Origin of the sequence: Desulfospira joergensenii DSM 10085 (assembly GCF_000420085.1) — a bacterium.
Taxonomy (GTDB): domain Bacteria; phylum Desulfobacterota; class Desulfobacteria; order Desulfobacterales; family Desulfobacteraceae; genus Desulfospira; species Desulfospira joergensenii.
This window is the reverse complement of the sequence record NZ_ATUG01000002.1, coordinates 451,977-464,770: the sequence shown is the minus strand read 5'-3', so window position 1 is coordinate 464,770 and position 12,794 is coordinate 451,977. Positions and strand designations below refer to the sequence as shown.

Genomic DNA, 12,794 nt, shown 5'->3' with positions numbered 1-12,794 from the left:
TTCAGTTTATTGTGAACACCCTAACCCGACGCCGGAATCGGGCACAAAAGGGTTCTGATCGCCTTCGCATTCACGGCGACTGTGCCGCCGTGAATCCAGGTGCGGGCTGCGTCCGGCCCGACCGGATCACTTCAATCCCTGCCACCAGGAATCCGTTTTAAGCGTATTATCAATGGTGACCGGCTCACCCAGCTTCGGGGTTATCAGATCAATCTCCCTGAGTTCAGCTTCCCTGGTAATTTCTTCGGCCGGTTCATACCAGGCATGCATGGACAGCACAAACATTCCCCAGTGAATGGGGAAAAGTCTTTTGGCCTTTACATCCACGCAGGCCTGGGCGGTTTCCCGGGGCATCATATGGACCTGTTTCCAGTGCACATTGTACTGGCCGTTTTCCATGAAGGCCAAGTCAAAGGGGCCGTATTTTTCCCCGATTTCAGTAAAATGAGTGTCATACCCGGAATCCCCGGAAAAATAGAGGCTCTGTGATCTGTCCCGGATGATCCAGGAGGCCCAGAGGGTCTTATTTCTCCGGGTGAGGCTTCTGCCGGAAAAATGCCGGGCCGGCGCGGCGATGAATTCAATCTCTCCTTTTGAGACGCTTTCCCACCAGTCCAGTTCGGTGATTCTCCCCGGAGCAATGCCCCACCTCACCAGATGGGAACCCAGGCCCAGGGGAACCGTGAATTGGGTTTTTTGATCCCTGAAAAATTTGATGGAGTCCTTATCCAGATGGTCATAATGATCGTGGGAGATCAGAATATGGTCGATGCCGGGCAGGCCGGACAGGGGCAGGACCGGCTTTTGAAACCGTTTGACCATGAATCCCACCGGGGATGCTGCGTTGGAAAACATGGGATCGATCAGGATGTTTTTTTTGGACATCCTCAACAGGAGAGTTGAGTGGCCGAACCAGATGACCCTGGCATGGCCGGAAGGTTCCATGAAGCAGGTCATATCCGGAATCACCTCGGACAGGCGGGTTTCAGGTCTCCGATATCCCCCTTTTGCAAACCAGTCCCGGATCAATCCAAAGTTCCTCGTGTTTTCCATAAGTTGTTCTGAGATACCAGGCCGGGAATTGATGAATTCATTTTTAACAGGATCGAACCCAGGGGATCTCACCATCCTTGACAAGAATTTTTCATCCGTAAGCTTCCCCTGTGAAGAGCAGTTAAAACACAAAATACCTCCTAAAGATATAATCCCCAAACCCCATATGAACAATTGAAAAAATTTCCCGGCCCCCAATTTATTTTATTCTTTATTTCAGTCAAAGATCCTCTCTTTTGGAGAGGATCACGGCATTGACCGATTGATGGATCCCGATTAGAATGGATGCCCTGAGCTCGTCCCGGGCGCTGACATCAATGATGTTTACCGGTTTCGTGAGGGCCGGCTTGAAGACTCCCGGCCTTCTTGGGATTCCATGGTCGCCACAACGGTCCACCCGTTTTGCATAAAGGTTTCGGTTATCAATGCACCGGTATCTGTCCCTGTATCGGTAATCATGAGCATTTTAAATCTGTCTTCTATCTCTCCCATTTTAGTTCCTCCGGCATTCCGGGCCGGGAATATCATCTCTGTTTCATTTAATTTTTCCATTGAATGATTGTTTATAAATGAACATTCGTTTATAAACAATTTTTAAAATTTAACGGCATCCCAGGCCATGGAAAATGCAGTTTCCAGATCGTGATCGTCCAGATCAAATCCTCTGCATACCCTATGGTTGGCCAGGTATGAGATGGGATGAAACATAAAGGCTCCTAAAAAATGACGGTCCACATCTTTGATGATCTTCTGTCTTATCCCCTTTTCCAGGGCCCGAATCAGTGGAACGAAATAATACTCCACTTTTTCCTGATCCACCCGTTCTGAAAAGGGAGAGCTGGCAAACTGTTCACTGAACCGGTAATAGTCCGGATGGTCTGAAATGAACCGGAAAAGCTTCAGCCAGGTTTTTTCCAGGATGTCCCGGAGGGGAAGGGAATCGTCAAAACCTTCAAGAGCGGCACGGCTCATGTCCTGTTTGATCTCCAGATAGGTGGAGACCAGCAGATCTTCCTTGTTTTTGTAATAGGTGTACAGGGTGGCCGGGGAGACCTCGGCCTCTTTTGCGATCTTGGATACGGAAGCGGCGGAAAAACCAATTTCATTGACCAGTTTAATGGTTGCCTTAAACAGGGCCTTTTTCTTATTATCATCTTTGATTCTCATGGGAGTATATTAAATGTTCATTCGTTTATTATCAAGCGAATTTTTCTGTTTTTTATTTCCAAAGATCACTATAATGGGGCATAACAGATAAGAATAAATAAGGATTTTCACATGTTTGATTTTCTGCTGAACGAAGAACAAAAAAAATTACGCCAGGAGGCCCGGGATTTTGTCAATTCCATTCCAAGAAAGATGATCCTGGACATGGATGAGGACAAGATCCGGTTTCCAAAGGAGTTTCTCCAGGAGGCGGGCAAACGAAACCTCATGGGATGCCGGTATCCTGAAAAATGGGGGGGAAGGAATCTGGACTGGGTCTCCACCTGCATGGTCATGGAGGAGATCGGGGTCCTGGGGTATATCTTTGCCTGCACCTTCGGGGTGGGGGCGGAACTGGTCTGCGACGCCATCATCCTCCACGGCAATGACGCCCAGAAGGAGAAGTACGTAAAACCCCTGCTTAAAGGAGAGATCTTTGCAGCGGAATGCCTGACCGAGCCCCGGGGCGGGTCTGACTTCTTTGGCACCTCGACCCTGGCCCGGGACAAGGGAGATCATTTTATCCTCAACGGCCAGAAGCGGTTCATCGTCGGAGGAGAAGGCGCGGATTTCTTCCTGGTCTATGCCCGGACCGATCCGGATGCCGATCCCCGGGACGGGATCTCCTGTTTTATCGTGGACCGGACCCAAGGGGTAAAAACCGAGTATCTCTACGGCCTCATGGGCTGCCGGGGCGGTGGAGCGGCCCGGATGGTGTTCAGGGACGTAAAGGTTCCCAGGGAGAATCTTCTGGGAACACTCAACCGGGGGGTGGATGTCTTTAATACCATGATGATCCCGGAACGCCTGGGCACTGCAGCCATGACCATTGGTGCGGCCGTGCCTGCCGTGGATGTGGCCACGGGATATACCTCAAAGAGAAAGGCCTTCGGCCGGCCCGTGGCCGCTTTCCAGGGGGTCTCCTTCCAGGTGGCCGAGGCGGTCACCCTTTTGGATGCCTCCCGGGCCATGATTTATACCACGGCCCGGGCTGTGGATGAAAAGATCGATGACAAACAGATCCGCCGCCTGGTATCCCAGTCCAAGAAATTTGTCACGGAATCCTGCCAGAAGGCGGTTCACAATACCATGCAGGTCATGGGCGGCATCGGCTACACCAATATCTACCCGGTGGAACGGATCTTCAGGGATCTGCGTCTTGCATCCATCTGGACCGGGACCAACGAGGTCATGTCCATGATCATTGCCAATGAATGGTATAAGGAGTACTGGAAAAATAAAAAAACCGGCCAGATCCGGGATATGGAATCGGATGCGGCAGAGGCCGGTGCAGCGGACGAAAAAATATTTGAATAAGGAGGATTTTATGGACAAAGACATCCTCGCAACCCTGCCCGGACTGCTGGAGATCCTGGGAATGGATGAAGAGCCCATGGGCATGTTTTTCACCGATGAACAGCCGGATCAGGGGTATACTCCGGATCCGGCGGATCTGCCCACCCGGGAAAAGGAAAAGGCCGATGGGGTGGACTGGGCCGAGATATTTTCCCAATTTTCATGCGTCATGGGCAAGATCTGGCTGGCCCGGAAAAAGAAGAGCCTGGCCTGGTTCTCGGCCAGCCATTTCGGATGTCCCGGGGGCGCCTTCTGGATGGGGTTTAACAAGCCCCAGGCCGAGACCATTATCCATTACGTGTCCACGGGCATCCCGGGCCGGATGAAGGGGGAGTTCTACTGTGATTCTCCGGATCATCTGCGGCAGATATTTGAGCAGGTGGATCCGGAACCGGCCCCCAAAAGCTATTGCGTGTTCAAGCCCCTAAGCCTTTTCAGGGAAGACGAAACCCCGGTCCTGATCAGTTTTTTCTCCCGGCCCGAGGCCCTGTGCGGCCTTCACCAGCTGGCCACCTTTGTGACCAATGATCCGGAAGTGGTGGCCTCCCCCTGGAGCGCGGCCTGCGGCGGCCTGGTGGCCTGGCCCATGCACTACCTGGCCCAGGGCCGGCAAAAGGCTGTTCTCGGGGGATGGGACCCGTCTGCCCGAAAGTTCTTCAAGACAGACGAGATCTCATTTACCCTGCCCTATGACATGTTTGCCGAGATGACGGACCGGTACGAAGAGTCCTTTTTAAAAACCGACACCTGGCAGAACGTGCACAAAAAGATCGGTAAAAGCAAAAGAACCTGGGACAAAGGATTATAACAGGCTCCGGATAAACTCCCCGGTGGCCCCGGCTCCTTTCTGCTCCACGATCCGGATGGTCTGGGAGCCGATCACGGCGATGTCGGTCTTGCCCGTAAGGTATTGGATGTCCGCCTTATCCTTGACCCCGAAGCCCACGGCCAGGGGCAAGGAGGTGGCCTTGCGGCACCGCCCGAGATAGGCGGCCAGATCATCGGAAAACTGGGTCTCTTTTCCGGTTACCCCTTTTCTGGCCAGGCAGTAAATGAATCCGGAAGAGACCGAATCGATATAGGTCATTCTCTCATCACTGGTCTCAGGGGAGAAGATATAAATGGGGCTCAGGCTGTGGGCTTTCATGGCCCGGAGATACTCCCTGCTCTCTTCCGGGGGCAGGTCCGGCACGATGGCCCCCTTGAGGTTGATATCGGCCATTTTCCCGGCAAAGGAGTCAAACCCGTCCCGGTAAAGGATATTGGCATAGCTCATGAACAAAAAGGGAATGGGGAAATCCCGGGCCACCTTTTGGGCGAATTCAAGGCATTTTTTAACTGTGGAGCCCTTTTCAATGGCGACCTGGTTGGCCCGGAGGATGACCGGCCCGTCGGCCATGGGCTCGGAAAAGGGAATCTGGAGTTCCATTAGGTCCACGCCGGCCTCCACCATCTCCTTCACAATGGTATAGGAGTCTTCAAAGGATGGATACCCCATGACAATGTGGGTCATCAAAAGGATCTCTTTGGTCTTTTGTTTTTCTCGGATATAGGCTTCAAGCATGGGAGTATTCTCCTGCCTTTTTAATGATGAATTCTTTCCATTTGGGATCGTCAAATGCATCGGCCACCGTGAAGATATCCTTGTCCCCGCGGCCGGACTGGTTGATGATGATGATGTCCTGTTCCGACAATTGCGGCGCTTCCTTGAACGCCTGGGCAAAGGCGTGGGCCGATTCCAGGGCCGGGATAATACCTTCCCTGACCATGGTCAGCTTCAGGGCCTCCACCACTTCAATGTCCGTGGCCGACTCAAACCGGGCCTTTCCCTGGTCGTACATCCGGGAGAGGATGGGGGAAACCCCCACATAGTCCAGCCCCGCAGATATGGAATGGGTCTCCTTCATCTGTCCGTCCCCATCCTGGAGGAAATAGGTCTTATACCCCTGGGCGATTCCCGGGCTGGCATCTTCCGAGCAGAGTCTTGAGGCGTGGAGCCCGGACGACAGGCCCTTTCCACCGGCTTCCACCCCCACCAGCTCCACGGGGTCGTCCAGGAACCCCGAGAACAGGCCCATGGCATTGGACCCGCCCCCGACACAGGCATAGACCCGTTTGGGCAGCTTCCCCTCGACTTCCATGATCTGATTCCTGGCCTCTTTTCCCAAAATGGACTGGAACCAGGTCACCATCTCGGGGTAGGGATGGGGGCCGCAGGCCGTGCCAAAGACATAGTGGGTGGAGTCCATATTGGTGACCCAGTCCCGGAAGGCCTCGTTGATGGCGTCCTTTAATATCCTGGTTCCGTCTACCACGGGAACCACCTCGGCGCCCAGCTGCTCCATCCAGAACACATTGGGCCGCTGGCGCATCACGTCCTTTTCCCCCATGTAGATGGTGCAGTCAAATCCGAATTTGGCGGCCATGGTGGCCGTGGCCACCCCGTGCTGGCCGGCCCCGGTTTCTGCGATGACCCGTTTTTTTCCCATCTTCTTTACCAGCAGGCCCTGGCCCATGACGTTGTTGGCCTTGTGGGCCCCGGTGTGGTTCAAATCTTCCCGTTTGATATAGATCCGAGCCCCCTTGAAGTGGGAGGTCAGGTTTTCGGCAAAGGTCAAGGGGGTGGGCCGGCCCGAATAGGAGGCCATGAGACGGGTATAACTCTCCCAGAAAAACGGATCTTTCTTGGCCGTTTCAAAGGCCTGTTCCAGCTGGTCAAAGGTGGCGACCAGGATTTCAGGCAGAAATGCCCCGCCAAAATCGCCGTAATATCCTCGGTTTTTCATCTATACTCTCCTGTTAAAGGAAAAAAGGATTGATCTTGCAGACCAGGGGCTTGTCCCATCAGGACACCTCCCCGGGAATGGTCTGGGAAAAGGCAAAGGTATCGGTCCGGCAGAAAAGGACCGAATAAACCGCCCCCGGCGCATCCGGGAAATTGATCTCCCGCTTGACCACCAGGACCGGATCTTTTCGGGTCAGGCCCAGAAGCTTGGCCCGGGTTCCGGACAGGGCCTCCACCTTAAAGGTCTGGACCCCGTTTTCAGGTTTGAGGTAATAATGGTCCATCACCACCCGGGACAGGGATTTGTCCCTGAGATCGATTTTATCCAGGCCTAAAAAAAGCTCGGCATCCAGAAAGATGTCCTCCACCAGGATGGGCCGGTCCTGGGCCAGGGTCAGCCGGGACAGGAAAAAGGCCCGATGCCCGTTAAAGGGATTTTCAGGGTCGCCTTCCACGGTTTTCAGACAGAGCGGCGAGATCATCTTCCTGCCGGGCCGGATGCCCTGGGTCAAAAAGGCCTGGGAGGTGCCGGCCAGGGAGAAAAGATCCACCTTGGCCTCGGGTCGCTTCACAAAGGTGCCGGCCCCCCTTCTCCTGTGGATCAGGCCCTTGCGGACCAGGGTATCCATGGCCTGTCTCACCGTGGGCCGCCCGATCCCGTACTGCTTGGCCAGGCTGATCTCCGAAGGGATCATCTGGCCGGGGCTGTACTCCCCGGATCGGATCCGCTCGGTCAGGATATCTGCCAGCTGGTGGTACAGGGGCACAGGGGATTTGGAGTTGAGCATAAAAAGTCCTTTTCCTTTGATTTGAACATAAACTAAAAAATATTTGTAAAGTTGTCAAGACATTTAAATCATGAGATCCCGAGCTCCCTTTTTACACATTCTGATTTTTTTACCTTGACAATCCATTTTGGCCCGGGATATATAAAATGAAAAATTTAATTAAATTTTGTATTTTATATAAAATTAAATACACATATCCAACCAGAGTAGAGGTAATATTTGAAAAACAATGCCTTTCAAAATCTGCCGAAATACCGCACGAATAAAGAAATCCCCCTTATTGAATGGGCCTATCTGAAACTCAAGGAGATGATCTTCCATCAAGTTGTGGTGCCGGGACAAAAATTAATTTACAAGGATCTGTGCGAAGCGCTCGGGCTTTCCAGAACGCCGATCATCAACGCGTTGACACGGCTTGAGCAAGAGGGACATGTAAAATCGGAATCCTTTAGAGGCTTTTACGTCAACCCCATCAGTGTCAAAGAGATCACAGATAAATTCGGGGTGAGAGAAGCGTTGGAGGTCTATGCGATAGGTATCGCCCTCCCCAATTCGACACCGAAAGATCTGGAGGTATTGGAAGATATGATCCTTGAACATGGAGAGTACAATCCTCCCGGATATGACAAAAAAAAGCTCTATCTCGATTCCCGCGTCCATTTACAGATCGCAAAAATGACAGGGAATGACAATTTGGTGGACATGCTGAGGATGAATCTGGAGCATGTCTATCTGCGCCTGGCCCTGAACACTTCAAATCCGAGCCGTATGAGCCCTGCCATTAAAGAACATGATGAACTGTTAACATATTTAAAAAACAAGGACATGGAAAACTGCATCCGGCTGATGCGAAAACATATCCGGCTGGGCAGGGACCATGTGATCAATAGTCTGAGTAAGGATGAATCATACTTTGAGTTATAAAAAAACATCGAGCGCAGGACTGGCAGGTCGGCGCGCTCGATGCATCGAATGGAGGGACGGATCCTTTCCAAACTTAAGATAAATCTATTCGTCTTCTTGGTTTGTGTCAAGGATTTCCTCCCGGGTTGCCGGATCATCCGCACCCGAGACTCAACGTATTTTTCTTTTGGGATGTAAATGATTGTACGCTTATTTTTAAAAGGAGGATTGCAACGACCCGACACCTTGACCGGAACAAAACCGCATAAACAAAAAGGAGACTGAAATGCCATTCAAAAAAGTACTTGTTCTTATCACAGCCGTCTTGATGATTCCAACTTTTGCCGCTGCAAAGCAAAAATATATTTTTACAGGGGGAAAAGCGGGCGGAACCGCCATTTATTATGCCAGTGCCATTTCCGAACTGGCCAAAAAGAATAATCTTACCTTTCTTGTAAACTCTTCAGGAGGTGCGGTTGAACAGATTCGTCTGGTGAACTCGGGAAAATCCGATTTTTCCCTTGCCTATTCCGGGCAGGTTTTTGCCGCGTCAAAGGGAAAATTGAAAAATGATCCTAAAAAATATACCGATGTGAGGTCCATGGCCTTTTTCTACGGCGCACCCGCCCAGTTGATCGTCAGAAAAAATTCCGGGATCCATTCTGCAAAAGATCTTGCCGGGAAAAAAATCGGCGTTGGGAATGCAGGTTCGGGAGCGGCCGCAAATGCCCAGTTGTTCTTTACTGAATTGGGAATCTGGAAGGATATTCATCACAATTTCATAGGATACCGCCAGGCTTCAGATGCCTTTAAAAATGGTCAGCTGGATGCTTTCTGGGTTTTTGTAAGTTATCCGAATGCCTCGGTAACCGAGGCTGCCATGCAAAATGAAATTGCGCTTGTCGATCTTTATAAGGATGGAGAATCCATTGACCTGTTCAAAAAATATCCATACTTTTCCAAAGTCATCATTCCTGCCGGAACGTACAAAGGTGTGGATACTGACGTTGCCTCCTTCCAGGACAAAACCCTCTGGATTGTCAATAAAAATGTTCCGGACGAAGTGGTTTACAAAATCCTTGATCTGACCTTCAGCAAAGAAGGATTGGCGCATATGGCCAATGCCCATAAATCGGCCCGGGCAATGAGCCTGAAAACCGGGGGTGCCGGAATGGCGACAAAAATGCATCCCGGGGCTGCTAAGTTCTGGAAGGACAAAGGGGTTCTCTAAATATGGGATCCGACCCTTTGATATCTTAAAAACAGTGCCGCGCCCTGATTCTGTTTGGGGGCGCGGCGATTTCAGAATCAAACTTCATATTGGATCGATCCAGTTCCGTTTGCTGAGTATCAGAACCTCGGGGATTATATGTATAAAAAATTCAATGCGTTCGATAAGTATCTGTTTATACTTTTATCTTTATCCATGGCCCTTTTTTATATTTATTCTGCGGCTGTCTCTCCATTTTCATCCCAATATCACAGGGGAATCTATGTCCTTATCACCTATATATTGGGGATCCTGCTTTATCCGTCCAAATTTAAGTTCGGCAAATCATTTGATTATGCTTTGATTCTCATGATCATTTTAACTTGCGGATATTTCATGCTCAATTACGAGGCCTTGATGTACAGGGCGGGAATGGAGACAAGAACAGACGGCATCATCAGCATGATCGGCATCCTTGTCGGGGTTGAAATTGCCAGACGGGTCATTGGAAATGTTTTTGTTTTAATCGGCTTGATATTTCTGGTTTACGGCGTTTGGGGGATTCATTTCCCAGAGCCCTTTTCGCATCCGGGAAACAGTTTGGCTGAAATGTCTACGATCATTTTTCTCAAGGATGACGGTGTATTCGGGATCGTTGCCAATGCCATTGCCACCTTTATCCTTCTTTTTGTCATATTTGGTTCTTTTTTGGAAAAATCAGGGGCACACAAATTCTTCATTGATTTCCCTTTGGCTCTGGTCGGGCATAAAACAGGGGGTCCGGCCAAAGTGGCCATCATTTCAAGCGCTTTGTTCGGTTCCATATCCGGGAGTGCCATCGCCAATACCGTTTCCACAGGGGCCTTTACCATTCCGATGATGAAAAAAGCAGGATTCAGGCCACATGTTGCAGGAGGGATCGAACCTGCCGCCTCTGTGGGCGGGATGTTTTTACCGCCGATCATGGGAGCCGGGGCATTTATCATGTCGGAAATAACAGGTGTTCCCTATGTAAAAATCATGCTCATCAGCATATTCCCGGCACTGATGTATTTTTTCAGTGTATTTGTCATGGTCCATTTTGAAGCCAAAAAGATGAACATAAAAGGAACTAAATCTGAAAAATCCGCCATGGAAATCCTTAAAAAAGAAGGGGTCTATATCATTCCCCTAATCCTGATAACCCTTTTTATGGTCACAGGTTTTTCCGCAGCACTCTCCGCCGTTATCGGGATATTTTCCTGTATCCTTGTCTCCTGGTTCAGAAGAGAAACAAGAATGACTCTGTCGGATATCGTGGATGCGGTCTGCATGGGAGCGGAAAGCAGCGTTAAAATCGGAGCCACCCTGGGAATTATAGGTATAATCATATCGGTTCTTTCCAACAGCGGTTTTATACTGACTTTCACCAGCATAATGATAGACTTTGCCAAGGGAAGTCTTTTTCTAACCATTCTACTGGTGGCCCTGGCGTCATTGGTTCTTGGAATGGGTGTCCCCGGCACCGTTGCCTATCTGGTCACCGCAGTGGTGGCCGTCCCTGTGTTCACACATATGGGGGTAAATTTAATTGCCGCCCACATGATCGTATACTGGTTGTCACAGGATTCCAACATCACTCCGCCCGTTTGCATTGCCGCTTTTGCCGGAGCCACCATTGCCGAAGCAAACATGTGGAAAACAGCCCTCGTGGCGTTTAAATATGCCAAATTCTTATATTTGGGCGCTTTCCTGTTTGGTTATGTGCCGGGATTCTCCATGCAGGGAGATGCATGGGACATCGTAAAAGCATATCTGATTATTACCATTGGAACATTTCTCTTCTCATACTTGTTGAGCGGGACCTGGTTCCGCAGTCGTCGGAGACAGGATATTGAGATCGTCGAATAAATTAAAGATAGGACAAAAAGTGAAAATAGACAAAGTATTGATCGCCGGGGGTACGCACGGGAATGAATTGACCGGCGTTTTCCTGATTCATCACTGGACAAAAAACAAAACCGACTTTTCTGATTTTTCTTTTAACACACAACTATTATTGTCAAACCCGAAAGCGGTTGCATTGGGGAGAAGGTATGTTGATAAGGATTTAAACAGATGTTTTTTTGATGAGAGCATAAACCGTCCCGACCCGACTTCCCATGAAGATTTACTGGCAAAAACAATTAAAAAAGACTTTGATTCCAAAGGCGGGGCCGACTTTATCATCGATATGCACACATCGACTTCAAATATGGGAATCACATTGATGATCGAGTCCAACCGATTCAATCTTGCCATTGCAGACTACGTAAGAAATCGGGTTCCCGGAGTAAATATCTACGCATTTGATCCGTCGGAAAGGACACAATCTTGCCTGAGATCCATGGCCCCCCATGCCATAGGGGTGGAGATCGGGCCTGTTCCCCAAAATATTTATTGCCATAAAACCATAAAGAAAATGCAATTTGCGGTCACTGCCGTTTTAGACGGGATATCTGCCTTTGGATGCGAAACAGAGAAAGCCCTTCCCCTGAACTTTTCTGATATTTACACCCATGTAAAAAATGTTTCTTTCCCGGATGAAGTTGTCGGTTCAAAATTTTTTATCCATGAAGAACTGGAAAAGAAAAACTATTCTCCCATAAAAAAAGGAGATCCGCTGTTCATAAACATTCTTGGCGATACCATACCCTATGCCGGAGAAGACAACCTCTGCCCTGTTTTTGTCAATGAGGCGGCATATTACGATAAAAACATCGCATTTTCACTGGTTAAAAAAGAGGATCTATTGGGCCGATGAGCATAGGGGTTCTCTGTCCTTAGAATCCTTAATCTAGCTGCTCTCAAATTCCTTTATTTCTATCTTATACCTGGACTCTGCTGCAGGGATAGGGGGGAGGGAAGGTTTTCGCGGCTTGGATTCCTTTGGGCGGCAGGACGCCGCTGGAGAAGGGATCCCTCCTCGGAGATAATCATGGGTGATTTTAGAGAATGAGCGTAACCTCTTTGCCCCTCCCGGCATGAACCGGAATTTTATTTTGAGAGCCGTTACAGGCCGGTTACCGAAGTTCTTCCACACCCGACATCAACCAGGCGCTGTGGTGCCGGGTAAAACCGATTTTAGGATAAAACGCCTCGGCCTGGGGCGCGGACAGCAAAAAAATCTTACAACCCGGTTTGAGAGCCCCAAAGGTCCGGCGGATCAGTTCTTTCCCAATCCCCTGGGCCTGAACCGATTCCGACACAGCCAAATCCGACAGATAGCAGCAGTAATGAAAATCCGTAACCGACCTTGCCGCCCCGACCAGCTTGTCTCCTGACCATGCGGTTATCAGAAGACCGGCATGGTCCAGCATGCCCTGGATACATTCATGGTTCTCAAGGGGGCGCCTTGCCCCCAATGTGGTTTCCTGAAGAAGCCCGGCAAACTGCGCTTCTGTGATCGGTCTATTCACCAAGTATTGTATATCCATATTTCCTCATCCGTTTGGATCCTTGTTGATTTGAGTGA

General features: G+C 50.0%; 13 protein-coding genes. 6 read left to right on the top strand and 7 right to left on the bottom strand.

Annotated features, from left to right (window positions below):
• Nucleotides 1-126: 126 nt before the first annotated feature.
• The 3 genes from F608_RS0114475 to F608_RS0114465 form a co-directional block, all read right to left on the bottom strand.
• Nucleotides 127-1,053 (bottom strand): MBL fold metallo-hydrolase, encoded by a 927-nt coding sequence (locus tag F608_RS0114475; protein WP_208599540.1) that lies wholly within the window; start codon nt 1,051-1,053, stop codon nt 127-129.
• Between the two features lie 324 nt (nt 1,054-1,377).
• Nucleotides 1,378-1,545, bottom strand: coding sequence for a hypothetical protein (locus F608_RS0114470; protein ID WP_153307511.1), 168 nt, complete (start codon nt 1,543-1,545; stop codon nt 1,378-1,380).
• 102 nt (nt 1,546-1,647) lie between these two features.
• Nucleotides 1,648-2,220, bottom strand: coding sequence for a TetR/AcrR family transcriptional regulator (locus F608_RS0114465; protein ID WP_022666364.1), 573 nt, complete (start codon nt 2,218-2,220; stop codon nt 1,648-1,650).
• A 111-nt stretch (nt 2,221-2,331) separates the two neighbouring features.
• Between F608_RS0114465 and F608_RS0114460 the strand changes: the two genes are divergently transcribed.
• Both F608_RS0114460 and F608_RS0114455 read left to right on the top strand, forming a co-directional pair.
• Nucleotides 2,332-3,576: an acyl-CoA dehydrogenase family protein gene (locus F608_RS0114460; RefSeq protein WP_022666363.1), complete on the top strand. Its 1,245-nt coding sequence runs from the start codon at nt 2,332-2,334 to the stop codon at nt 3,574-3,576.
• A gap of 10 nt (nt 3,577-3,586) precedes the next feature.
• The gene (locus F608_RS0114455; RefSeq protein WP_022666362.1) at nt 3,587-4,423 is read left to right on the top strand and encodes a DUF169 domain-containing protein; all 837 of its coding nucleotides are present in this window, start codon (nt 3,587-3,589) and stop codon (nt 4,421-4,423) included.
• On the opposite strand, the gene trpA is transcribed toward F608_RS0114455, so the two are convergent.
• Genes trpA through F608_RS0114440 form a run of 3 tightly spaced genes read right to left on the bottom strand, consistent with a single transcriptional unit; the run spans nt 4,418 to nt 7,188 of the window.
• Nucleotides 4,418-5,179 (bottom strand): tryptophan synthase subunit alpha, encoded by a 762-nt coding sequence (gene trpA / locus F608_RS0114450; RefSeq protein WP_022666361.1) that lies wholly within the window; start codon nt 5,177-5,179, stop codon nt 4,418-4,420. The two genes, F608_RS0114455 and trpA, sit on opposite strands and share 6 nt — an antisense overlap.
• A complete protein-coding gene (trpB, locus tag F608_RS0114445; protein ID WP_022666360.1) occupies nt 5,172-6,401 on the bottom strand; it encodes a tryptophan synthase subunit beta in 1,230 nt (409 codons plus the stop codon). Before trpB ends, trpA begins: the two co-directional genes overlap by 8 nt.
• Before the next feature lie 58 nt (nt 6,402-6,459).
• Entirely contained in the window at nt 6,460-7,188 is a 729-nt protein-coding gene (locus F608_RS0114440) for a GntR family transcriptional regulator (RefSeq protein WP_022666359.1), read from the bottom strand.
• Nucleotides 7,189-7,407: 219 nt separating this feature from the next.
• Here F608_RS0114440 and F608_RS34860 point away from each other — a divergent pair, with 219 nt between their 5' ends.
• The 4 genes from F608_RS34860 (at nt 7,408) to F608_RS0114420 (ending at nt 12,083) form a co-directional block, all read left to right on the top strand.
• On the top strand, nt 7,408-8,112 hold the full coding sequence (locus tag F608_RS34860) for a GntR family transcriptional regulator (protein ID WP_022666358.1): 705 nt from the start codon (nt 7,408-7,410) through the stop codon (nt 8,110-8,112).
• Between the two features lie 265 nt (nt 8,113-8,377).
• Nucleotides 8,378-9,322: a TAXI family TRAP transporter solute-binding subunit gene (locus tag F608_RS0114430; RefSeq protein WP_022666357.1), complete on the top strand. Its 945-nt coding sequence runs from the start codon at nt 8,378-8,380 to the stop codon at nt 9,320-9,322.
• Between the two features lie 138 nt (nt 9,323-9,460).
• Nucleotides 9,461-11,191: a TRAP transporter permease gene (locus F608_RS0114425; protein ID WP_022666356.1), complete on the top strand. Its 1,731-nt coding sequence runs from the start codon at nt 9,461-9,463 to the stop codon at nt 11,189-11,191.
• A gap of 19 nt (nt 11,192-11,210) precedes the next feature.
• A complete protein-coding gene (locus tag F608_RS0114420) occupies nt 11,211-12,083 on the top strand; it encodes an aspartoacylase (RefSeq protein WP_161626863.1) in 873 nt (290 codons plus the stop codon).
• 259 nt (nt 12,084-12,342) lie between these two features.
• On the opposite strand, the gene F608_RS0114415 is transcribed toward F608_RS0114420, so the two are convergent.
• A complete protein-coding gene (locus tag F608_RS0114415) occupies nt 12,343-12,756 on the bottom strand; it encodes a GNAT family N-acetyltransferase (protein ID WP_022666354.1) in 414 nt (137 codons plus the stop codon).
• Between the last annotated feature and the right edge of the window lie 38 nt (nt 12,757-12,794).

Coding starts and splice junctions, on each gene's coding strand:
- F608_RS0114475 (WP_208599540.1), bottom strand. CDS start 1,053: ATGGAAAACACGAGGAACTTTGGATTGATCCGGGACTGGTTTGCAAAA.
- F608_RS0114470 (WP_153307511.1), bottom strand. CDS start 1,545: ATGGGAGAGATAGAAGACAGATTTAAAATGCTCATGATTACCGATACA.
- F608_RS0114465 (WP_022666364.1), bottom strand. CDS start 2,220: ATGAGAATCAAAGATGATAATAAGAAAAAGGCCCTGTTTAAGGCAACC.
- F608_RS0114460 (WP_022666363.1), top strand. CDS start 2,332: ATGTTTGATTTTCTGCTGAACGAAGAACAAAAAAAATTACGCCAGGAG.
- F608_RS0114455 (WP_022666362.1), top strand. CDS start 3,587: ATGGACAAAGACATCCTCGCAACCCTGCCCGGACTGCTGGAGATCCTG.
- trpA (WP_022666361.1), bottom strand. CDS start 5,179: ATGCTTGAAGCCTATATCCGAGAAAAACAAAAGACCAAAGAGATCCTT.
- trpB (WP_022666360.1), bottom strand. CDS start 6,401: ATGAAAAACCGAGGATATTACGGCGATTTTGGCGGGGCATTTCTGCCT.
- F608_RS0114440 (WP_022666359.1), bottom strand. CDS start 7,188: ATGCTCAACTCCAAATCCCCTGTGCCCCTGTACCACCAGCTGGCAGAT.
- F608_RS0114430 (WP_022666357.1), top strand. CDS start 8,378: ATGCCATTCAAAAAAGTACTTGTTCTTATCACAGCCGTCTTGATGATT.
- F608_RS0114425 (WP_022666356.1), top strand. CDS start 9,461: ATGTATAAAAAATTCAATGCGTTCGATAAGTATCTGTTTATACTTTTA.
- F608_RS0114415 (WP_022666354.1), bottom strand. CDS start 12,756: ATGGATATACAATACTTGGTGAATAGACCGATCACAGAAGCGCAGTTT.